The sequence below is a fragment of the Pseudomonas aestuarii genome (assembly GCF_027988105.1).
GTDB classification, from domain to species: domain Bacteria; phylum Pseudomonadota; class Gammaproteobacteria; order Pseudomonadales; family Pseudomonadaceae; genus Aquipseudomonas; species Aquipseudomonas aestuarii.
In genome coordinates this window covers 38,239-57,753 of sequence record NZ_JAQJZJ010000011.1, presented here as the reverse complement: position 1 = coordinate 57,753, position 19,515 = coordinate 38,239, and the positions used below count along the sequence as shown (strand labels likewise).

The window sequence follows — 19,515 nt, the reverse complement described above, 5'->3', positions numbered from 1 at the left end:
CTGCGCCCGGACTCAGCTGGCGCTGCTGAAGCGGCGCACGCTGGAATCGCCGAGGTTGACGTGGGCGGCGATGCTGCCGGGGGCGGGGAACACCACCAGGTGATCGGCCGCCACACGAATGCCGACCTGTTCGCCAGGGCGGTGGTCGGCATGGCTGGGGAACAGCGATTCGAGCAGGCTGCCGGTGGCCAGTTGCAGGCGATACAGGGTGGCGGCGCCGAGGAAGGTCTTGCCGACGATCAGTGCTTTCAGCTCGCTGTCCGGGGCGTAGACGATGTCGTCCGGGCGCAGCAGCACATCCACTGCGCTGCCGCTCGCCCAGGTATAGGCGCGATTGCCGCGAATCAGGCCCAGCTCGGTCTGCACCGTGTCCGGGCTGAGCAACTGGCCGCGAATGAAGTAGCCCTGACCGATAAAGCTGGCGACGAAGGGGGTCAGGGGTTCGTGGTACAGGTTGTACGGGGTGTCCCACTGCTGCAGCCGGCCCTCATGAAAGACGCCGACATGATCGCTGACGGCGAAGGCTTCTTCCTGGTCATGGGTCACCAGAATCGCACTGGTGCCGCGGGCTTTGAGGATATCGCGAACCTCATGGCTCAAGCGTCGGCGCAACTCGCCATCGAGGTTGGAAAATGGTTCGTCGAGCAGCAGCAGGCGTGGCTCCGGAGCCAATGCGCGGGCCAGGGCCACACGCTGTTGCTGGCCGCCGGACAACTCGTGGGGATAGCGCTTGCTCAGATGGCTGAGCTTGACCAGCTCCAGCAGCTCGCCGGTGGTGCGTTCGCAGTTGGTCTGCTGGCGGATGCCGAAGGCAATGTTTTCCGCCACGCTCAGGTGCGGGAACAGCGCGTAGTCCTGGAACACCATGCCGATCCGGCGCTTCTCCGGCGCCAGGGTGAAACCGGCGCGCGAGATCACCTCGTCGGCCAGTTGAATCTCGCCCTCGAGTACCGGTTCGAAGCCGGCGATGGCGCGCAGGGTGGTGGTCTTGCCGCAGCCTGAGGGGCCGAGCAGGCAACCGATGTCGCCGGCGTTGAGGTGCAGGTGGAGATTCTGCACCACCTTGTGTCCGGGGTAGCCGCAGCTTAAGTCGCGCAAATTCAGCAGCAGGGGGTGGCTCATGCGTGGTGGTACGCCGGCTCGACCAGAAATTCGAGCAGGGCCTTCTGCGCATGCAGGCGGTTCTCGGCCTGATCCCAGGCTGCCGAGCGCGGGTCGTCGAGCAGGTCTTCGCTGATCTCCTCGCCGCGATGGGCAGGCAGGCAATGCAGGAACAGCACGTCTTCGGCGGCGGTATCGAGCAGGGCGCGGTTGACCTGATAGGGGGCGAACAGCTTGAGGCGCTCGGCGATTTCTTCTTCCTGGCCCATCGAGGCCCAGACATCGGTGCTCACCAGGTGCGCACCGGCTACCGCCTCGCGCGGGTCGCGGAAGATCTGTACCCGATCCGCGGCTTGAGCCAGGAACTCGGGGGGCGGCTCATAGCCTTCGGGGCAGGCTATGCGCAGTTGGAAGTCGAATTGCTGCGCGGCTTCTATATAGGAATTGCACATGTTGTTGCCGTCGCCGATCCAGGTCACCGTCTTGCCGGCGATATTGCCGCGGTGCTCGAGGAACGTCTGCATATCGGCCAGCAGCTGGCAGGGGTGCAAGTCGTCGGACAGGCCATTGATCACCGGCACCAGCGAGTTGGAGGCGAATTCGATCAGGTTGCTGTGGGCGAAGGTGCGGATCATCACCGCATCGAGCATGCGCGACATGACCTTGGCGGCATCGGCGATGGGTTCGCCGCGCCCCAGCTGTGTGTCGCGGGGCGAGAGGAAGATCGCTTGGCCACCGAGCTGGATCATGCCGGCTTCAAAGGACAGGCGCGTGCGGGTCGAGGCCTTCTCGAAGATCATCCCCAGTACGCGGTTCTTCAGCGGCTCGAACAGCACGCCACGGTTGCGCAAGTCCTTAAGCTCTATGCCGCGGCGGATCAGGCTCACCAGTTCTTGCGGTGTGCAGTCCTTCAGCGAGAGAAAGTGTCTTGCGCTCATGGTTAACTACCTTTTTGACAGCTGGGCGCAGGTTCAAGGGCCGGATTTAACAGTGGAAACGGCAGAACCTGCGGCTGGGAGCCGCACAGTGCGACGAAACGGGGAAGGCGCGATCTTATAAGCAAATGACGAGCAGGCGCAAATTGTCCTGTCGGCCATGGATAAGTCGGTGCCGTGTAAGCATTTACCTCTTTCGCTGTGCGAGATGTCATATTTCTGACATCTGTGCTTGTCCAGGCGATGCATGGCTTCTAGGATGCCCGCGCCTTTTCGAGGCAATGCAGTGCCCCCGCAATGGGGTATCCATGGAATGTAATGCAAAGGAGTTTTGCATGAAACGCATCGCAACTATCGCCACGCTCTCTGCCCTCGCCCTGTTGACTGGCTGTGCCAGCCAGAACGTTAGTCAACCGACTGCGCCGCTCAATGGTGAAGTGACTACCAACCTGAAGGCCGATGTGAAAGTAGGCGAGACCATCACGGGTCAATCCTCGGTGAACATCTTGTTCAATGTGATCAAGCTGGGTGGCGACACTCAGTTCGCCGATGGCGTGACCTATGGTGGTGGCGAAGGTGGTTTCGCACTGGGTATCGACCCGGTTGCTTCCGCCAAGTCCGCAGCTGCTTACAAGGCCGTCATGTCTTCGGGTGCCGATCTGATCGTTGCACCGCGTTACGAAGTGAGCGTTGAGGATTACCTGGTCTACAAAACCGTTAACGTAAAAGTGACCGGTAAGAAAGGCACCGTGATCGCTATCCGCTAAGGACCAGTTGTTTGCACCTATGAATCGGTCGGCCTGATGCCGGTCGATTCATGAAACGAACGCTGCTGGCGCAGTTCCTTTCCAGTCTCCATAGTCATGTTCGTGCCGACCATTGCGGTCGTATTGAACAAGAATATGAGGCTAGGCCATGACCAAGACCCTCCATCACCGTGCGTGCCATCTGTGCGAAGCCATCTGCGGCTTGACCATCGAAACCGAAACCCTGGCTGACGGCTCAACGCAGATCCGTTCGATCAAGGGTGATGCCCAGGACAGCTTCAGTCGCGGTCATATCTGCCCTAAGGCCGTGGCCCTGCAGGACATTCAGAACGATCCCGACCGTTTGCGCCAGCCCATGCGCCGGGTCGGCAGCGAATGGCAGGCGATCGAATGGGACGAGGCCTTTGCCCTGGTTGCCGAGCGTCTCAGTGCTATCCAGGCGCGACATGGTGCCAATGCCGTGGCCTGCTATCAGGGTAACCCCAGTGTGCATAACTACGGGTTGTTGACCCACAGTAACTACTTTCTCGGCCTGCTGAAAACGCGCAGCCGCTTCTCCGCCACCTCGGTGGACCAATTGCCCCATCACCTGGTCAGCCTGCAGATGTACGGCCACGGTTTCCTGTTGCCGATTCCGGACATCGACCACACCGACTTCATGCTGATTCTCGGCGGCAACCCGCTGGCCTCCAATGGCAGCATCATGACCGTGCCGGATGTGGAGAAACGCCTGAAGGCGATCAAGACGCGCGGCGGCAAAGTGGTGGTGGTCGACCCGCGCCGCAGCGAAACCGCGGCGATTGCCGATCAGCATGTGTTCGTGCGTCCGGGCGAGGATGCCGCGCTGCTGTTCGGCCTGCTCAATACCCTGTTCGAGGAAGGCCTGACGCGCACCAGCCATCTGCCGGTCGCCGGCTTGGACGAGGCCCGTGCAGCCATCGCCGGCTTTACCGCCGAGGCCATGAGCGCGCGTTGCGGTGTACCGGCCGACAGCATTCGCCAGTTGGCCCGCGACTTCGCCGCGGCGGACAAGGCGGTGTGCTATGGCCGCATGGGCGTTTCCACCCAGGCCTTTGGCACGCTGTGCCATTGGCTGATCCAGTTGATCAACCTGGTCACCGGCAACCTCGACCGCGAGGGCGGGGTGCTGTGCACCGAAGCCGCCATCGACCTGACCACCGGCAGTTCCGGTACCCACTTCGACCGCTGGCGCAGCCGTGTTTCCGGCCTGCCGGAATATAGCGGCGAACTGCCGGTGGCGGCCCTGGCCGAAGAAATGCTGACGCCGGGCGAGGGGCAGATTCGTGCCCTGGTCACGGTCGCCGGCAACCCGGTGCTCTCGACCCCCAACGGCGTCCAGCTGGAACAGGCACTGGACGGCCTGGAGTTCATGCTCAGCATCGACACCTATATCAACGAAACCACCCGCTACGCCGACCTGATCCTGCCGCCCACCGGGCCGCTGGAGCATGATCACTACGACATGACCTTCAACAGCTTCGCTGTGCGCAACGTCGCCCGCTTCAACCTGCCGGTGCTGGACAAGCCGGCCGGTACGTTGCACGACTGGGAAATCTTCGTTGGCCTGGCCAAGGCCTTTGCCGGCAAGCTCGGTGTCGAGCTGAAGCCGACAATGGAACCGGCGAAAATTATCGACATGGGGCTGCGTGCGGGCCGCTATGGCGACAAGTCCGAGCAGCAGCTGTCCCTGGCCACCCTGCTGGACTATCCTCACGGTATCGACCTGGGTGCGCTCAAGCCCAACCTGGTGGCACGCTTGCGCACCCCGGATCAGCATGTCCAGGCCGCACCGGCCTTGCTCTTGAGCGACCTGCCGCGCTTCACTGCGCAGCCGCTGCCCGAGGCCGACCAGTTGCTGCTGATCGGTCGTCGCCATGTGCGCAGCAATAACTCCTGGATGCACAATTACCATCGCCTGGTGAAGGGCAAGCCGCGCCATCAACTGTTGATGAATCCGGCGGATCTGCACCAGCGCGGCTTGGCCGACGGCCAGTTGGTCAGCGTGCGTTCGCGGGTCGGCAGCATCGAAGTGGAAGTCGCCGCCAGCGACGAGATGATGCCCGGTGTGGTCAGTCTGCCCCACGGTTGGGGGCATGCACGCCCCGGCGTACAATTGGCCATAGCCAGCGCTCAACCCGGCGCCAGCGCCAACGACCTGACCGACGAGCGCCAGCTCGATGCCTTGTCCGGCAATGCCGCGCTCAATGGCGTGCCGGTCGAGGTCTGTGCCGCCTGACTCCCTAACCACTCGGCGGAGTCGGTCGAGCCAAGGCCGAGCATTGCGCTCGGCTTTTCGCTACAATGCCGCCAACGTGCCGACCCGTGAGTCGGGAAGTTTAGACCTGAGGTGCCCCATGGATATCATCGAAACCATCAAAGAGCAGATCGCCAACAACACTGTTCTGCTGTACATGAAAGGCTCGCCGAATGCCCCGCAGTGCGGCTTTTCCTCCAAAGCTGCACAAGCCGTGATGGCTTGTGGCGAGAAATTCGCCTATGTCGACATCCTGCAGAACCCGGAAATCCGCGCCAATCTGCCGAAGTACGCCAACTGGCCGACCTTCCCGCAGCTCTGGGTTGGCGGTGAACTGGTTGGTGGCAGCGACATCGTGGCCGAGATGTTCGAGAACGGTGAACTGCAGACCCTGATCAAGAGCGCCATGCAAAAAACCGACGCCTGAGTCGCCGGTGTCCCGAGAAACCCCGCTACGGCGGGGTTTTTTCTGCCTGGCGGGTTGTCGGCGTGCATAAAAAACGGGAGCCAGAGGCTCCCGTTTCTCTTGTGTCTGGTTAAGGCTCAGTCGTCCAACTGCGACTGCAGGTAGTTTTCCATGCCCACCTTGTCGATAAGGCCCAGTTGGGTTTCCAGCCAGTCGATGTGTTCTTCTTCCGAGCAGAGGATCTCTTTCAGCAGATCGCGACTGGCGTAGTCGCCGATGCTTTCGCAATAGGCAATCGCCGCCTTCAGATCGATATGCGCCTTGTGCTCGATCTTCAGGTCGCACTCGAGCATTTCCTTGGTGTTTTCACCGATCAGCAGCTTGCCGAGATCCTGCACGTTCGGCAGGCCTTCGAGGAAGAGGACGCGCTTGATCAGCTTGTCCGCATGCTTCATCTCGTCGATGGACTCGTGGTACTCGTGTTCGCCGAGTTTCTTCAGGCCCCAGTCTTCGTACATGCGCGCATGCAGGAAGTATTGGTTGATGGCGACCAACTCGTTACCGAGGACCTTGTTCAGATGCTGGATGACTTTCTTGTCGCCTTTCATGGTCTGAGCTGCCTTGCTGGGAAAGTTGATAGGAAATCTTGGGCCGGGTAATAGCGTCTGTCAAATCTAAGTGTCTGAAATCTAGACATAAATAACTATCAATCAGAACTATTCCCTCCCTGCCAAAGACCTAAGCTCTTGAATTTCGAGTATAAAAAAACCGGGCGCGTGGCCCGGTTTTTTACATCGAGTGCCTAGGCCGCGACGAAATTCGCTGGACGGGCCAAGGCGGCCTGACTGCTCTGCACTTCGCTGAGGGTTTCGCGAACCACTTGCTTGGCCAGGCAGGCACATTTGCCGCATTGACTGGCGACGCCGAGGGTCGTGCGCACATCACGGTAGCTGCAGCAACCTTCAAAGATTGCATCGCGGATTTGATGGTCGGTGACACCTTCGCAGAGACAGACATACATGGGATAAGACTCGTCGCAGGGCAGTGGTTGGTTGCGCTCGATACTAATGCTAATGAGAATGCTTGTCAAAACTCTTGCCCGAGGCTGGCGATCGATGCCGGCTGCAGCAGGCCCGCGGTGGTGGTGGGGCTGGGAAACGGCCTGGGCCTGCGCTCAGAAAAGCGCTGGGCGAGGCTGAAAATCGACGTGTATGATGGCCGGCCCAGCGGGTGCGGGCGTTGTCATCATACGGTCGTCAGGCCGCCTCAAGGTTAAAGCGGCTCGCACCTGATCCATGACTCAAGGAGAAATTCAATGAGCGTACTCGTAGGTAAGAAAGCCCCTGATTTTGATGTTGCTGCTGTACTCGGCAATGGCGAAATCGTCGATAGTTTCAGCCTGTCCTCGGCGATCAAGGGTAAATACGGCCTGGTGTTCTTCTATCCGCTGGATTTCACCTTCGTTTGCCCATCCGAGCTGATCGCTCTGGATCGCCGCATTCCCGAGTTCCAGGAACGTAACGTCGAAGTGATTGGCGTGTCGATCGACTCGCACTTCACCCACAATGCCTGGCGCAACACCCCGGTAGAAAAAGGCGGCATTGGCCCGGTCAAGTACACCCTGGCGGCCGACATCAATCACGACATCTGCAAGGCCTACGACGTCGAGTCCGAAGACGGCGTGGCCTTCCGGGGCGCGTTCCTGATCGACTTGAATGGCGTTGTGCGGTCGCAGATCGTCAACGACCTGCCGCTGGGCCGCAACATGGACGAGCTGTTGCGTCTGGTCGATGCCCTGCAGTTCACCGAAGAGCATGGCGAAGTGTGCCCGGCCAACTGGATCAAAGGCGACAAAGGCATGGTCGCCTCGCCGGAAGGCGTGGCCAAGTACCTGACCGAGAACGCCGCCAGCCTGTAAGGCATGCTGCGGCGCACAAAAAAACCGGCTCGCGCCGGTTTTTTTGTGGGTGCAATCTTTAGGCACCAGCTGGCGGTGGTCCCGCGGATGCAAGCAGGCGTCAGTTGTCGAAGTCGTGCCAGCCGCCCATTTCCTTCCAGCGGTTAACGATGCCGCAGAACAGTTCGGCGGTTTTTTCGGTGTCGTAGCGTGCCGAGTGGGCTTCGCGGCCATCGAAGTCGATATCGGCAGCCTGGCAGGCCTTGGCCAGTACGGTCTGGCCGTAGGCGAGGCCGGCGAGGGTGGCGGTGTCGAAGCTGGAGAAGGGGTGGAAGGGGTTGCGCTTCATGTCGCAGCGCGCGACGGCAGCATTGAGGAAGCCGAGGTCGAAGCTGCTGTTATGCCCCACCAGGATCGCTCGTTTGCAGCCGTTGGCTTTCAGCGACTTGCGCAGGCTGCGGAAGATCTCGGTCAGCGCGTGTTCTTCGCTGACGGCCATGCGCAGCGGGTGATCGAGCTTGATCCCGGTGAAGTCCAGGGCTGCCTGCTCGATATTGGCGCCGGCGAAGGGTTCGACGCGAAAAAACAGGGTGTGCTCGGGGTAGAGGAAGCCGCCTTCATCCATGCCAATGGTGGTGGCGGCGATTTCCAGCAGGGCATCGGTGGCGCAATTGAAGCCGCCGGTCTCCACGTCCACCACGACCGGCAGATAGCCGCGAAAGCGTTCCGCCATCGGATGACGTGAGCTGCTGCCTGTATTCGGGTGATCCAGTTCGGTGTCGAAATGTTCGCCGTTCACGCGTTGTCCTCCAGCAGGCGCCAGCGCAGTTTTTCACCAGCGCGCAGCGGGATTACGGTTTGTTCGCCCAGCGGCAATTCGCCAGGTACGACCCAGTCCTGACGAACCAGGGTGATGCTGTCGCTGTTGCGCGGCAGGCCGTAGAAGTCGGGGCCATGCTGGCTGGCGAAGGCTTCGAGCTTGTCCAGGGCATTGCGCTGCTCGAACGCTTCGGCATACAGCTCGATGGCGGCATAGGCGCTGTAGCAGCCGGCGCAACCGCAGGCGGCTTCCTTGGCGTGCCGGGCATGGGGCGCCGAGTCGGTGCCGAGGAAGAACTTGGCGCTGCCGCTGGTGGCGGCGTCGAGGAGGGCTTCCTGGTGCACGTTGCGCTTGAGGATCGGCAGGCAGTAGAAGTGCGGGCGGATTCCGCCAACCAGCATGTGGTTGCGGTTGTACAGCAGGTGGTGGGCGGTGATGGTGGCCCCGACGTTGGCCGAGGCCGCATTGACGAACTCGACCGCATCGCGGGTGGTGATGTGCTCGAACACCACCTTGAGGGTCGGGAAACGCTCGACCACCCGGCTCAGTTGTTCGTCGATAAAGAACTTTTCGCGGTCGAAGACATCGATTTCGCTGCGCGTCACTTCACCGTGTACCAGCAGCGGCAGGCCGATTTCGGCCATGGCTTCGAGGGTCGGGAAGATCTTGTCGATACTGGTTACGCCGGAATCGGAGTTGGTGGTGGCACCGGCCGGGTAGAGTTTGGCCGCATGCACAAAGCCCGAGGCCTTGGCGGCGCGCACATCGGCCGGGCTGCTCAGGTCGGTGAGATAGAGCACCATCAGGGGTTCGAAACGACTGCCTGCCGGGCGTGCGGCAAGAATCCGCTGGCGGTAGGCATCGGCCTCGCTGGCATTGCGTACCGGCGGCACCAGATTAGGCATGATGATGGCGCGGGCGAAGGTCCGGGCGGCGTCGGCGACAGTGTGCGCCAGCACGGCGCCATCGCGCAGGTGAATATGCCAGTCGTCGGGACGCAGCAAAGTGAGGCGGTCGGTCATGGATGTTTCCAGGCGGGCAAAACGTGCAGGGAATGCTACCGGAAAAGCCCTGTCAGGGCACGCCGAAAGCGGTTCCTGTGCAATGGTCTGTGGGGGGTTAAAGTCAGGCGCAGTAACCGCTCAACCGTGAATCGAGGCGTGCGCAGTTGTTTGCTTGCGCCTGCCGGCGCAATCGGCTGCTCAAGTTTTGCCCGATGGCACCGATAGTCAGGGGGTACGTGGTATTTCCTGGAGTCTTCCGTGCGATCGTCCGTCCTCGCCCTGTTATGCCTGCTGGCCAGTCAGCCAGCACTAGCCATCACCTTCCAGACCCGCCTGGAAAAGGTCGAGTGGGCGGTTGCCGGCGACCAGTTCGAGTGCCGCCTGAGTCAGCCGATCACCGATTTCGGTGCAGGAGTCTTCGTGCGCCGGGCCGGCGAGCAGGCGACCTTCAATCTGCAGGTGCCTGAGCGCTGGCTGGGCGCAGGTTCGGCAACGCTGCTGGCGGCCGCCGCCCCCTGGCAGCCGGGACGTGGCGATATCAACCTGGGTTCGGTCAGGGTTGGCGACGGGGAGATGCCTTTCAGTAGTACTCAGGAACAGGCCGGTCGTCTGCTCAGCGGTTTGCTGGAGGGGCGTAGCCCATTGATCCGCCATCGCAGCCGGCATGCGGGCGATAGCCTTGAAGTGCGCTTGCTGCCGGTCAGGTTTCGCAAGGCCTACAACGATTACCTGGCCTGTACGGCCAAGCTGTTGCCGGTCAATTTCGAACAGATCCGCCAATCCCGTGTCGGTTTTCCGGGCGGCGGCGTGGACCTGGCGCCGCAGGCCAAGGCCGAGCTGGACGTCATTCTGAGCTATCTCAAGGCCGACCCCAGCGTCAATCGTATCCAGCTCGATGGCCATGCCGATAACAGCGGTAATCGCCTGACCAACCGTGACCTGTCGCGGCGCCGTGCCCTGGCGGTGATGGAGTACCTGCAAGCCAATGGCGTGCCTGCCGAGCAGATCACCTTGCGCTTTCATGGCGAGCGTTACCCGCTGGTGCCGAATAACAGTGAAGTCAATCGCGCGAAAAATCGCCGGGTCAGCGTCGCGTTGGCCCGGGTTGCCGGCGCGGATGAAACGTCTGAAACCCCGCAGTAGCGCTGCCTGCAGAGGAGGGCGGAATCGCTACGAGTGGGGTGGGCCGATACCCGTCTTTGCCGCTTCGTCGTCACAGACTGTCGCAGTGCTGTAAATCATCCTGCGTGACCAGTAGAATCACGGGTTTTCCCGAACAACCCCGTGGAGTTGATTGGCATGGCCGACGTAAACAAGGTAGTCCTGGCATATTCCGGTGGCCTGGACACTTCCGTGATCCTCAAGTGGCTGCAAGACACCTATAACTGCGAGGTGGTGACCTTCACCGCCGACCTCGGCCAGGGCGAGGAAGTCGAGCCGGCCCGCGCCAAGGCCAAGGCCATGGGCGTCAAGGAAGTCTACATCGACGACCTGCGCGAAGAATTCGTCCGCGACTTCGTCTACCCGATGTTCCGCGCCAACACCGTCTACGAAGGCGAGTACCTGCTGGGTACCTCCATCGCCCGTCCGCTGATCGCCAAGCGCCTGATCGAAATCGCCAACGAAACCGGGGCCGACGCCATCTCCCATGGCGCCACCGGCAAGGGCAACGATCAGGTGCGTTTCGAGCTGGGCGCCTATGCGCTCAAGCCTGGGGTGAAGGTGATTGCTCCTTGGCGCGAGTGGGACCTGCTGTCGCGCGAAAAACTGATGGATTATGCCGCCAAGCACGAAATTCCGATCGAGCGTCACGGCAAGAAGAAGTCGCCGTACTCCATGGATGCCAACCTGCTGCACATCTCCTATGAAGGCGGCGTGCTGGAAGACACCTGGACCGAGCATGAAGAAGACATGTGGAAGTGGACGGTGTCCCCTGAAGCGGCGCCGGACAAGGCGACCTACATCGAGCTAACCTACCGCGCCGGCGACATCGTCGCCATCGACGGCAAGGCCATGACCCCGGCCACCGTGCTAGCCGAACTGAACCGCATCGGCGGCGAAAACGGCATCGGTCGTCTGGATATCGTCGAGAACCGCTTCGTCGGCATGAAGTCGCGCGGCTGCTACGAGACCCCCGGCGGCACCATCATGCTCAAGGGCCACCGCGCCATCGAGTCGATCACCCTGGACCGCGAAGTCGCGCACCTGAAAGACGAGTTGATGCCCAAGTACGCCAGCCTGATCTACAACGGTTTCTGGTGGAGCCCTGAGCGTCTGATGCTGCAACAGATGATCGACGCTTCCCAGGCCAACGTGAACGGCGTGGTGCGCATGAAGCTGTACAAGGGCAACGTGATCATCACCGGGCGCAAGTCCGATGACTCGCTGTTCGATGCCAATATCGCCACCTTCGAGGACGATGCCGGCGCCTATGATCAGCAGGATGCGGCCGGCTTCATCAAGCTCAATGCACTGCGCATGCGCATCGCGGCTAACAAGGGTCGCAAGCTGCTCTGATAGACTGAGCGCCTAAGCCCCCGCAAACCCCGGCCTAGAGCCGGGGTTTGCATTTCAGGCCCGTGAGCGCGGGCCGCGGACAAGGAGAAACCCGATGAGGCTACTGCACACCATGCTGCGCGTTGGCGATCTGGATAAATCCATCGCCTTCTACACCGACGTCCTGGGCATGACCCTGCTGCGGCGCAAGGATTACCCGGACGGCCAGTTCACCCTGGCCTTCGTCGGCTACGGTGACGAGGCGCATAACAGCGTGATCGAGCTGACCTATAACTGGGGCGTCGACAGCTACGAACAGGGTACAGGCTACGGCCATATCGCCCTGGAAGTGGCGGACGTGTACAAGGCCTGTGACGACATCCGTGCCCGTGGCGGCAAGATCACCCGCGAGCCGGGGCCGATGAAGCACGGCAGCAGCATCCTGGCCTTCGTCGAGGACCCGGATGGCTACAAGATCGAGTTGCTGTCGCCGTCGCGTGCGGACTGACGGTTACTGGCGCGCCCCGGCCGCGTAGTTGGCCGGTCGACCACGAAAAAGCCCCGCATCGTTGCGGGGCTTTTGCATATGAGTGTGAGAACTAAAGGTCGAAGTCGTATTCGGCCAGTTGTTTGTGCAAGCGCCGCTCTTCGAGGAAATTGTCGATGACGCGCCGTTTGGTCAGGTTGGTTTTGGCAACCTCAACAGGGGCATCGGCATCGCCATCGTCGGCATCTTCTGCGACAAAATCTTCGTCGAGCTCGAGGTCTTCTTTACCAGTGCTCATGTTTTTCACTCCCGGCTACAAGGGCCATTTGCGCACCTTATAGCCGCAAAAGCGGGGCGGGTAAAAAAGATTTTTTCTATCGGTCAGGCGTGGAACTGTTGAAAGCTCAATCGTCCGAGGTTTTGTGCTTGTATTCGCACAGGTCTTCGATGCGGCAACTGCCGCAGCGCGGCTTGCGCGCCAGGCAAACATAGCGACCATGGAGGATCAGCCAGTGGTGCGAATCGAGGAGAAATTCCTTGGGCACGAACTTCATCAGCTTCTTTTCCACCTCGAGCACATTCTTGCCGGGGGCAATCCCGGTGCGGTTGCTGACCCGGAAAATATGCGTGTCCACCGCCATGGTCAGCTGGCGAAAGGCCGTGTTGAGCACCACGTTGGCGGTCTTGCGGCCGACCCCTGGCAGCGCTTCAAGGGCTTCGCGCGTCTGCGGCACTTGGCTGCCGTGGCGTTCGATCAGCAGGCGGCAGGTCTCTATGACGTTCTTCGCCTTGCCGTTGTATAGACCAATGGTCTTGATGTACTCGGACAGGCCGTCCACGCCCAGGGCATAGATCGCCTCTGGAGTGTTGGCGACGGGAAACAGTTTGGCGGTGGCCTTGTTCACCCCGACGTCGGTGGCCTGGGCCGAGAGGATGACGGCGATCAGCAGTTCGAAAGGCGAGCTGTAGGCCAGCTCGGTTCTTGGTTCTGGATTGTCTTCGTGCAGGCGGCGGAAGATTTCGTAGCGCTTGGCGGCATTCACTCGATCACTCCGGTGACCCGCACGCGTCGGCTTGGCGCCGGCACATCAACCTGTTGTGCCTTGGCTCGTTCGGCCAGCACCTGATCGATGCGGTTTTTTCCGGCGATCAGCAGGCCCAGAACGATGAAGGCGCCTGGTGGCAGAATCGCCAGGAGGAAGCCTTTGTAGTCGGCGATCAGGGTCAGTTGCCAATCGGCGGCGCCGGGGCCGAACAGCAGGTGCATATTGGCGAACAGCGAGCCGGTGCCGAGCAGTTCGCGAACGGCGCCGATCATGACCAGCACCCCACCGAAACCGATACCCATTACCAGGCCATCATAGGCCGCTCGCCCCGGATCGTTCTTCGCCGCAAAACCGTCGGCGCGGCCGAGAATCACGCAGTTGGTGGTGATCAGCGGGATGAAGATGCCGAGGATCTGGTACAGCTCATAGGTGTAGGCCTGCATCAATAGCTCGATGCAGGTGGTCAGGGCGGCGATGATCATCACGAAGGCCGGCAGACGCACGGCGGTGTTGACCACGCCGCGCACCAGGGACACCGCGGTGTTGGAACAGATCAGTACCACCGCACTGGCCAGGGCCAGGCCCAGGGCGTTGACCGTGGAGTTGCTGACCCCGAGCAGCGGACAGAGACCGAGCAGCTGAACCAGTGCCGGGTTGTTCTTCCACAGGCCGTTAAGGGTGATGTCGCGGTAGCTGGGGCTGCTCATGGCGCGGTTCCTCGATCAACAGGGGCGCTGCTGTCGCCCGCGCTGCCAGCGGCACTGTCGGCGGGCGAATGGGTGACCTCGGGGTTGGCTTCAGTCTCGTGCCGCAAGGCGGTATCGCGGGCCGCGTCCGTATTGCTGGCGGCCAGCAGTTCGGCGCGGTGCCGATCGAAATACAGCAGTGCGTTATGCACCGCTTTGACCACTGCGCGCGGCGTGATGGTGGCGCCGGCGAACTGATCGAATTCGCCGCGATCCTTCTTCACCGCCCAGCCGGCCTCACCTGGATCACTCAGCGATTTGCCGTTGAAACCCAGGATCCAGTTGCTTTTCGTCAGCTCGACCCGGTCGCCCAGGCCCGGGGTTTCGCGGTGACTGAGCGCGCGTACGCCGGCCAACTGGCCATCGGCGCGAATGCCAACCAGCAAGCGGATTTTGCCGCTGTAACCGTCCGGGGCAGTGGTCTGAAGGATCACCGCGCTGGCCTGGTGGTCCTTCAGGGCGATATAGGCGGATTGCGGCAGCTTGCTGCCGAGCAGCAAGGGGTCGAGTACCTCGATGCGGTTGTCCAGCAGATTATTGTCGTAGCTGTCCGTCGGGAGGATTTCGGCCAGGGTGCGCATCTGCGCCTGTTGCTGGGCCACTTCGATCTGCTTGGCGGTGGCGAGTTGCACCAGCGTCACCCCGCCGACCGTGGCCACGGCGAACAATCCGAGGACCAGGCTGTTCTTCAGCATCGAGCGGCTGATTTCCGGGAAATTCATGGTCACTCTCCCAGATTGAAGCCGCGCGTAGGCTTGCGGTGACCGTAGGTGCGCGGTCGCGTGTAATAGTCGATGGTCGGCGCGGCCAGGTTCATCAGCAGCACGGCGAAGGCCACGGCATCCGGATAGCCGCCCCAGGCGCGGATCACGTAGACCAGCACGCCGACGCCGGCACCGAAAAGCAGCCGACCACGATTGCTGGTGGCGCCGGATACCGGGTCGGTGACAATGAAGAAGGCGCCGAGCATGGTCGCGCCGGTGAGCAGGTGAAACAGCGGCGAGCCATTGGAGTCCGAGCCCGAGCCATGCCAGAACAGCAGGCTCATGAGGGCCAGGCTGGCGAGCATGCCCACGGGCGCATGCCAGGTGAACAGCCGCTTGTAGAGCAGGTAGAGGCCGCCAGCGAGAAAGGCCAGATTGACCGCTTCAGCCGCGGCGCCGCCGAAGTGCCCAAACGCCGGGTGTTGTGCCCAGAGTTCGTCCATGGTCAGGCTCTTGTTGATCTTAATGACATCCAGCGCGGTGGCCTGGGTCCAGCCATCGGGCAGGGCGGCCCAGCCGAAAATGTGCTGCAGGCCTTCGATCAGGCCGACCGAGTGCGGCGCCGGCCAGCTGGTCATTTCCACCGGGAAGGAGATCAGCACCACCACATAACCGAGCATCGCCGGGTTGAACGGGTTCTGCCCGAGGCCGCCGTACAGTTGCTTGCCGAAGACGATGGCGAAGCCGGTGGCGATCAGGGTCAGCCACCAGGGTGAATAGGCCGGCAGGGCCAGGGCCAGCAGCACCGCGGTGACCAGGGCGCTGTAGTCCTTGAGAAAGAAGCCCAGGGGGCGTTGGCGCAGGCTCAGGATCGCTGCCTCGAAGCCCAGGGCGCAAGCGCTGGCCCAGAGCAGGTTGGTCAGGGTGCCGAAGCCGAACAGCCAGGTCAGTGCCAGGATCCCCGGCACGGTGGCCAGCAGTACCTGCAGCATCACCTGCTGGGTACGGTTGCTGCCCGTGGCGTGGGGCGATGTGATGCGGGGCAGGGCCATTGGCACTCCGGTTAGTGTCTTGCGCAGGCCACGCGGTGCGCGGCCTTAACAGCTGTTCAGAATCGCAGCCCGGATGCATTCCGGGCCACGGGGGTCGGTTAGCCTGCGTGTTCCTGTAATTTCTGTTCGGCTTCAACCAGGCGTTGACGGGCTGACATCAGGGCATCGGCAGCGCTGCTCTCGTCACGTTCCAGTTTGCGCAGGTCGGCGCGAGCGAAGGCCACTTCGGTTTTCAGGGCGCGGGTGGTCTCATCGATCGGTTGTTTATCCGTGCGTAGCAGCGTTGGCGCAGGCTTGCTGGCCGTCGCTTCGGCAGCGTGGAGAGTCTGTTCGGCCTGGGCCAGTGCATCGCGCAGATTACCCAGCTCGACGTCATCGCTGCCGGCTTTCTCGGCTTTTTTCAGCTCGGCGCGTTTCATCGCCAGTTCGATCTTGGCTTTCTTCAGGGCGCCGTCGTCGACCGGCTGGATGGGCGGGGCGGCCTGGCTGTGCAGGCTGCTGAGGGCCTGTTCGGCCTCTTCGAGCTGCTGGCGCAAGCGAGCCAGTTCGGCCAGCTGGTCGTCATCCGGGGCTTCGAGTTTTTCCAGCTTGCGTAGCTGGGCGCGGAGCATGGCCGCGTCGATCTTGGCTTTCTTCAGGGCGCCGTCGTCGACCGGCTGGGCGGGCGGGGCGGCCTGGCTGTGCAGGCTGCTGAGGGCCTGTTCGGCCTCTTCGAGCTGCTGGCGCAAGCGAGCCAGTTCGGCCAGCTGGTCGTCATCCGGGGCTTCGAGTTTTTCCAGTTTGCGTAGCTGGGCGCGGAGCATGGCCGCGTCGATCTTGGCTTTCTTCAGGGCGCCGTCGTCCGCCGCCGGCGCTGCTGCGGCAGGTGGGCTGGCCACCATGGCGTTATCCAGAGCCTGCTGTGCGGTGGTTGCGGCACGGCGCAGCTGGTCGACCTGGGTCTGCATTTCGGGCGTGGCGTGGGTCGCCAGTTGTTTCTCGGCCTTCTTCAGTGCGACCTGAGCCATGCTGGCTTCGATCTTGAGTTTCTTCAGCTCGTCGCTGAGGCCGGCCGGCTTGGTTGTGTGCACGCCATCGTCAGTGCCCGCTGGCGCTGTGGCTTGGGCGGCTTTGGCGCGGGCGGCTTTCTCGGCGCGGGCCTTGCGCTCGGCTTCTTTCTGTTCGTCGGCGCGGCGCAGGCGCTCCTGACGCAGCTCGAAGCGCTGCTTGGACTGCTCGGCCTTGAGCTGCTTTTGTTCGAGGTCGCGGATTTCGCCCTTGGCCGCACGGTAGTACTGCACCAAGGGAATGCTCGACGGGCAGACATAGGCGCAGGCGCCACATTCGATGCAGTCGAACAGGTTGTGCGCCTTGAGCTGCTCGTGTTCCTGGCCGATGGCAAAGAAGTGCAGCTGCTGCGGCAGCAGGCTGGCCGGACAGACCTCTGCACATTCACCACAGCGAATGCAGGGCAGGGCCGGTGGCGGTGCTGGCAATTCGGTGCTGGTCGCAGCGAGCAGGCAGTTGGTGGTTTTGACCAGGGGCACGTCGACGTCGGGCAGGGTAAAACCCATCATCGGCCCGCCCATGATCAGGCGGTTGAGCTTGCTGCGATCGAGGCCAGCAAACTCCAGCAGTTCGCCGACCGGGGTGCCGAGCAACACCTCGACGTTCATGGGGCGCGCCAGAGCCTCGCCGGTCAGGGTGGTGATACGCGAGATCAGCGGTTGGCCGAGCACCACGGCATCGTGGATGGCTTTGCAGGTGCCGACGTTCTGGCAGAGGATGCCGATATCCGCCGGGAGGCCGCCGCTGGGCACTTCGACGCCGGTGAGAATCTGGATCAGTTGCTTCTCGCCGCCCGAGGGGTATTTGGTCGGGAAGACCCGCAGTTGATAACTGCGCTCGCTCAAGGCCGCGCGCAGTGCGGCGATGGCTTCAGGCTTGTTGTCTTCGACGCCGATCAGCACCTGATCGGGCTGGATCAGTTGCGCGATGATGTCGATGCCGGAGATCAGCTGCAGGGTGCGTTCGCGCATCAACAGATCGTCGGCCGTGATGTAGGGCTCGCACTCGGTGCCGTTGATCACCAGCGTATGGATTTTCTGGGTCGGTCGCGCGTTGAGCTTGACCGCCGTGGGGAAACCGGCGCCGCCCAGGCCGCTGATCCCGGCCTGGCGAATCATCTCCAGCAGGCTGCTGTTGTCCAGGTGGCGGTAGTCCGGGCAGGGCGTCAGTGGGCACCACTGATCGAGGCCGTCGCTGTCGATGACGATGGCCGGGGCGAGCATGCCGGAAACATGTGGATAAGGCTGCGGGCCGATAAAACTGACAGTGCCGGAGGTCGGTGCATGCAGCGGCACGCTGACGAAACCGCTGGCGGCGGCGATCAACTGACCCTTGAGTACCCGTTGGCCGAGGCTCACCACCGGCTCGGCGGCGGCGCCGATGTGCTGGTTGAGCGGCAACACCAGGCGCTTGGGCAGCGGCGCGGGCTGGATCGGCGTGCGGTTGGAGAGTTCTTTGCGCTCCGGCGGATGGATGCCGCCGGGGATATCCCAAACCAGGGGTTGTATCACCGTCATGCTGCCTGCTCCCGGTCGGTGGCGATCAACAGGCCAGGTGCCAGGGGTTTGCTCCACTTCCAGCTTTGCACGCTGCTGCCCAACTGGATCATGTCGATGCAGTCCACCGGGCAGGGTTCGACGCACAGGTCGCAGCCGGTGCATTCGGAGACGATCACCGTGTGCATCTGCTTGGCCGCACCGACAATGGCGTCCACCGGACAGGCCTGGATGCACTTGGTGCAGCCGATGCACTCGGCCTCGCGAATGTAGGCGACCATCTGCGGTTTTTCGCCTTCCACCGCGTCCAGCGGTTCGGCTTCGACATCCAGCAGGTCGGCCAGGGCCTGGATGGTTGCTTCGCCGCCCGGTGGGCATTTGTTGATCTTGTCGCCGCCGGCAATCGCCTCGGCATAGGGCTTGCAGCCTGGATAGCCGCACTGGCCGCACTGGGTCTGCGGCAGCAGGCCGTTGATCTGTTCGGCGATCGGGTTGCCTTCGACCTTGAACCGCACCGCGGCGAAACCGAGGATGGCGCCGGCCACCAGGCACAGCGCCAGCAGGGCAAGCACCGCGCTGAGCAACAGGCTCATAGCTTGATCAGCCCGGTAAAGCCCATGAACGCCAGCGACATCAGGCCGGCCGTGACCATGCCGATGGCGGCACCCTGGAAGGTTTTCGGCACGTCGGCGATCGCGATGCGCTCACGCATGGCGGCGAACAGCACCAGCACCAGGGAAAAGCCGAGGCCGGCGGCGAAACCATTGGCGGTGGCGGTGATAAAGGTGAACTCGGCCTTGTTGGCATTGAGCAGGGCCACGCCGAGGACGATGCAGTTGGTGGTGATCAGCGGCAGGAAGATACCGAGCACGCGGTACAGCAGCGGACTGGTCTTGTTCACCACCATTTCGGTGAACTGCACCACCACGGCGATCACCAGGATGAAACTGATGGTGCGCAGGAATTCGATGTCCAGCGGCTCGAGCACATAATGCTGGATCAGGTAGCTGCACATGGCCGCCAGGGTCAGGACGAAGGTGGTGGCGAGGGACAGGCCGATGGCCGTCTCGATCTTCTTCGACACACCCATGAACGGGCACAGGCCGAGGAATTGCACCAGCACGAAGTTGTTGACCAGTATGGCGCTGACCATGATCAAGGCGAGTTCGGTCATTGCGGGTTCCGTTGGTGGACAGGCAAGGCCGTAGGCAAAGGGGTGTCTATTATCGGGAAGCC

General features: G+C 62.2%; 21 protein-coding genes. 7 read left to right on the top strand and 14 right to left on the bottom strand.

The window, feature by feature from the left end:
• Positions 1–12: 12 nt before the first annotated feature.
• Positions 13–1,122: an ABC transporter ATP-binding protein gene (locus PH586_RS20120; protein ID WP_271349581.1), complete on the bottom strand. Its 1,110-nt coding sequence runs from the start codon at positions 1,120–1,122 to the stop codon at positions 13–15.
• Positions 1,119–2,039, bottom strand: coding sequence for an ornithine carbamoyltransferase (gene argF / locus PH586_RS20115; RefSeq protein WP_271349580.1), 921 nt, complete (start codon positions 2,037–2,039; stop codon positions 1,119–1,121). Before argF ends, PH586_RS20120 begins: the two co-directional genes overlap by 4 nt.
• 332 nt (positions 2,040–2,371) lie before the next feature.
• Here argF and PH586_RS20110 point away from each other — a divergent pair, with 332 nt between their 5' ends.
• The 3 genes from PH586_RS20110 (at position 2,372) to grxD (ending at position 5,505) form a co-directional block, all read left to right on the top strand.
• Positions 2,372–2,803: a hypothetical protein gene (locus PH586_RS20110; RefSeq protein ID WP_271349579.1), complete on the top strand. Its 432-nt coding sequence runs from the start codon at positions 2,372–2,374 to the stop codon at positions 2,801–2,803.
• A gap of 148 nt (positions 2,804–2,951) precedes the next feature.
• Positions 2,952–5,060: a molybdopterin oxidoreductase family protein gene (locus PH586_RS20105; RefSeq protein WP_271349578.1), complete on the top strand. Its 2,109-nt coding sequence runs from the start codon at positions 2,952–2,954 to the stop codon at positions 5,058–5,060.
• 118 nt (positions 5,061–5,178) lie between these two features.
• Complete coding sequence (gene grxD, locus PH586_RS20100) at positions 5,179–5,505, top strand: Grx4 family monothiol glutaredoxin (protein WP_271349577.1); 327 nt, start codon at positions 5,179–5,181, stop codon at positions 5,503–5,505.
• Positions 5,506–5,621: 116 nt separating this feature from the next.
• Here grxD and bfr read toward each other — a convergent pair whose 3' ends face one another.
• Positions 5,622–6,092 (bottom strand): bacterioferritin, encoded by a 471-nt coding sequence (bfr, locus tag PH586_RS20095; protein WP_271349576.1) that lies wholly within the window; start codon positions 6,090–6,092, stop codon positions 5,622–5,624.
• Positions 6,093–6,286: 194 nt separating this feature from the next.
• The gene (locus PH586_RS20090; protein ID WP_271349575.1) at positions 6,287–6,505 is read right to left on the bottom strand and encodes a bacterioferritin-associated ferredoxin; all 219 of its coding nucleotides are present in this window, start codon (positions 6,503–6,505) and stop codon (positions 6,287–6,289) included.
• Between the two features lie 294 nt (positions 6,506–6,799).
• On the opposite strand from PH586_RS20090, the gene PH586_RS20085 reads away from it, so the two are divergent.
• Positions 6,800–7,402, top strand: a complete 603-nt coding sequence (locus tag PH586_RS20085; protein ID WP_271349574.1) for a peroxiredoxin — start codon at positions 6,800–6,802, stop codon at positions 7,400–7,402.
• A 100-nt stretch (positions 7,403–7,502) separates the two neighbouring features.
• On the opposite strand, the gene rnt is transcribed toward PH586_RS20085, so the two are convergent.
• Together rnt and pyrC are read right to left on the bottom strand one after the other, a co-directional pair.
• Positions 7,503–8,114 carry a ribonuclease T gene (rnt, locus tag PH586_RS20080; RefSeq protein WP_408637013.1) on the bottom strand — a complete coding sequence of 204 codons (612 nt, stop codon included), beginning with the start codon at positions 8,112–8,114 and terminating at the stop codon, positions 7,503–7,505.
• Between the two features lie 62 nt (positions 8,115–8,176).
• Positions 8,177–9,223, bottom strand: a complete 1,047-nt coding sequence (gene pyrC / locus PH586_RS20075) for a dihydroorotase (RefSeq protein WP_271349572.1) — start codon at positions 9,221–9,223, stop codon at positions 8,177–8,179.
• A 240-nt stretch (positions 9,224–9,463) separates the two neighbouring features.
• On the opposite strand from pyrC, the gene PH586_RS20070 reads away from it, so the two are divergent.
• The 3 genes from PH586_RS20070 to gloA all read left to right on the top strand — a co-directional run bounded on the left by PH586_RS20070 (position 9,464) and on the right by gloA (position 12,209).
• The gene (locus PH586_RS20070; RefSeq protein WP_271349571.1) at positions 9,464–10,348 is read left to right on the top strand and encodes a flagellar protein MotY; all 885 of its coding nucleotides are present in this window, start codon (positions 9,464–9,466) and stop codon (positions 10,346–10,348) included.
• 156 nt (positions 10,349–10,504) lie between these two features.
• Positions 10,505–11,722: an argininosuccinate synthase gene (locus PH586_RS20065; protein ID WP_271349570.1), complete on the top strand. Its 1,218-nt coding sequence runs from the start codon at positions 10,505–10,507 to the stop codon at positions 11,720–11,722.
• Positions 11,723–11,816: 94 nt separating this feature from the next.
• Positions 11,817–12,209, top strand: coding sequence for a lactoylglutathione lyase (gloA, locus tag PH586_RS20060; RefSeq protein WP_271349569.1), 393 nt, complete (start codon positions 11,817–11,819; stop codon positions 12,207–12,209).
• Between the two features lie 91 nt (positions 12,210–12,300).
• Here the strand turns inward: gloA and PH586_RS20055 are convergent, their stop codons facing one another.
• The 8 genes from PH586_RS20055 to rsxA form a co-directional block, all read right to left on the bottom strand.
• The gene (locus PH586_RS20055) at positions 12,301–12,486 is read right to left on the bottom strand and encodes a PA3496 family putative envelope integrity protein (protein WP_238043031.1); all 186 of its coding nucleotides are present in this window, start codon (positions 12,484–12,486) and stop codon (positions 12,301–12,303) included.
• Positions 12,487–12,592: 106 nt separating this feature from the next.
• The gene (gene nth / locus PH586_RS20050; protein WP_271349568.1) at positions 12,593–13,231 is read right to left on the bottom strand and encodes an endonuclease III; all 639 of its coding nucleotides are present in this window, start codon (positions 13,229–13,231) and stop codon (positions 12,593–12,595) included.
• The gene (locus tag PH586_RS20045) at positions 13,228–13,941 is read right to left on the bottom strand and encodes an electron transport complex subunit E (protein ID WP_271349567.1); all 714 of its coding nucleotides are present in this window, start codon (positions 13,939–13,941) and stop codon (positions 13,228–13,230) included. Before PH586_RS20045 ends, nth begins: the two co-directional genes overlap by 4 nt.
• On the bottom strand, positions 13,938–14,702 hold the full coding sequence (gene rsxG, locus PH586_RS20040) for an electron transport complex subunit RsxG (RefSeq protein WP_271349566.1): 765 nt from the start codon (positions 14,700–14,702) through the stop codon (positions 13,938–13,940). The genes PH586_RS20045 and rsxG overlap by 4 nt, the downstream gene beginning before the upstream one ends.
• Positions 14,703–14,704: 2 nt before the next feature.
• Positions 14,705–15,736 carry an RnfABCDGE type electron transport complex subunit D gene (locus PH586_RS20035; RefSeq protein WP_271349565.1) on the bottom strand — a complete coding sequence of 344 codons (1,032 nt, stop codon included), beginning with the start codon at positions 15,734–15,736 and terminating at the stop codon, positions 14,705–14,707.
• A 98-nt stretch (positions 15,737–15,834) separates the two neighbouring features.
• Positions 15,835–18,300, bottom strand: coding sequence for an electron transport complex subunit RsxC (rsxC, locus tag PH586_RS20030; protein WP_271349564.1), 2,466 nt, complete (start codon positions 18,298–18,300; stop codon positions 15,835–15,837).
• Positions 18,297–18,872 carry an electron transport complex subunit RsxB gene (rsxB, locus tag PH586_RS20025; protein WP_271349563.1) on the bottom strand — a complete coding sequence of 192 codons (576 nt, stop codon included), beginning with the start codon at positions 18,870–18,872 and terminating at the stop codon, positions 18,297–18,299. The genes rsxC and rsxB overlap by 4 nt, the downstream gene beginning before the upstream one ends.
• A complete protein-coding gene (rsxA, locus tag PH586_RS20020) occupies positions 18,869–19,453 on the bottom strand; it encodes an electron transport complex subunit RsxA (protein ID WP_271349562.1) in 585 nt (194 codons plus the stop codon). Before rsxA ends, rsxB begins: the two co-directional genes overlap by 4 nt.
• Positions 19,454–19,515 lie beyond the last annotated feature (62 nt).

Coding starts and splice junctions, on each gene's coding strand:
- PH586_RS20065 (WP_271349570.1), top strand. CDS start 10,505: ATGGCCGACGTAAACAAGGTAGTCCTGGCATATTCCGGTGGCCTGGAC.
- bfr (WP_271349576.1), bottom strand. CDS start 6,092: ATGAAAGGCGACAAGAAAGTCATCCAGCATCTGAACAAGGTCCTCGGT.
- PH586_RS20055 (WP_238043031.1), bottom strand. CDS start 12,486: ATGAGCACTGGTAAAGAAGACCTCGAGCTCGACGAAGATTTTGTCGCA.
- rsxG (WP_271349566.1), bottom strand. CDS start 14,702: ATGAATTTCCCGGAAATCAGCCGCTCGATGCTGAAGAACAGCCTGGTC.
- rsxC (WP_271349564.1), bottom strand. CDS start 18,300: ATGACGGTGATACAACCCCTGGTTTGGGATATCCCCGGCGGCATCCAT.
- PH586_RS20085 (WP_271349574.1), top strand. CDS start 6,800: ATGAGCGTACTCGTAGGTAAGAAAGCCCCTGATTTTGATGTTGCTGCT.
- rsxA (WP_271349562.1), bottom strand. CDS start 19,453: ATGACCGAACTCGCCTTGATCATGGTCAGCGCCATACTGGTCAACAAC.
- gloA (WP_271349569.1), top strand. CDS start 11,817: ATGAGGCTACTGCACACCATGCTGCGCGTTGGCGATCTGGATAAATCC.
- PH586_RS20120 (WP_271349581.1), bottom strand. CDS start 1,122: ATGAGCCACCCCCTGCTGCTGAATTTGCGCGACTTAAGCTGCGGCTAC.
- PH586_RS20105 (WP_271349578.1), top strand. CDS start 2,952: ATGACCAAGACCCTCCATCACCGTGCGTGCCATCTGTGCGAAGCCATC.
- PH586_RS20045 (WP_271349567.1), bottom strand. CDS start 13,941: ATGAGCAGCCCCAGCTACCGCGACATCACCCTTAACGGCCTGTGGAAG.
- grxD (WP_271349577.1), top strand. CDS start 5,179: ATGGATATCATCGAAACCATCAAAGAGCAGATCGCCAACAACACTGTT.
- PH586_RS20035 (WP_271349565.1), bottom strand. CDS start 15,736: ATGGCCCTGCCCCGCATCACATCGCCCCACGCCACGGGCAGCAACCGT.
- pyrC (WP_271349572.1), bottom strand. CDS start 9,223: ATGACCGACCGCCTCACTTTGCTGCGTCCCGACGACTGGCATATTCAC.
- rnt (WP_408637013.1), bottom strand. CDS start 8,114: ATGGCGGAACGCTTTCGCGGCTATCTGCCGGTCGTGGTGGACGTGGAG.
- PH586_RS20110 (WP_271349579.1), top strand. CDS start 2,372: ATGAAACGCATCGCAACTATCGCCACGCTCTCTGCCCTCGCCCTGTTG.
- rsxB (WP_271349563.1), bottom strand. CDS start 18,872: ATGAGCCTGTTGCTCAGCGCGGTGCTTGCCCTGCTGGCGCTGTGCCTG.
- PH586_RS20090 (WP_271349575.1), bottom strand. CDS start 6,505: ATGTATGTCTGTCTCTGCGAAGGTGTCACCGACCATCAAATCCGCGAT.
- argF (WP_271349580.1), bottom strand. CDS start 2,039: ATGAGCGCAAGACACTTTCTCTCGCTGAAGGACTGCACACCGCAAGAA.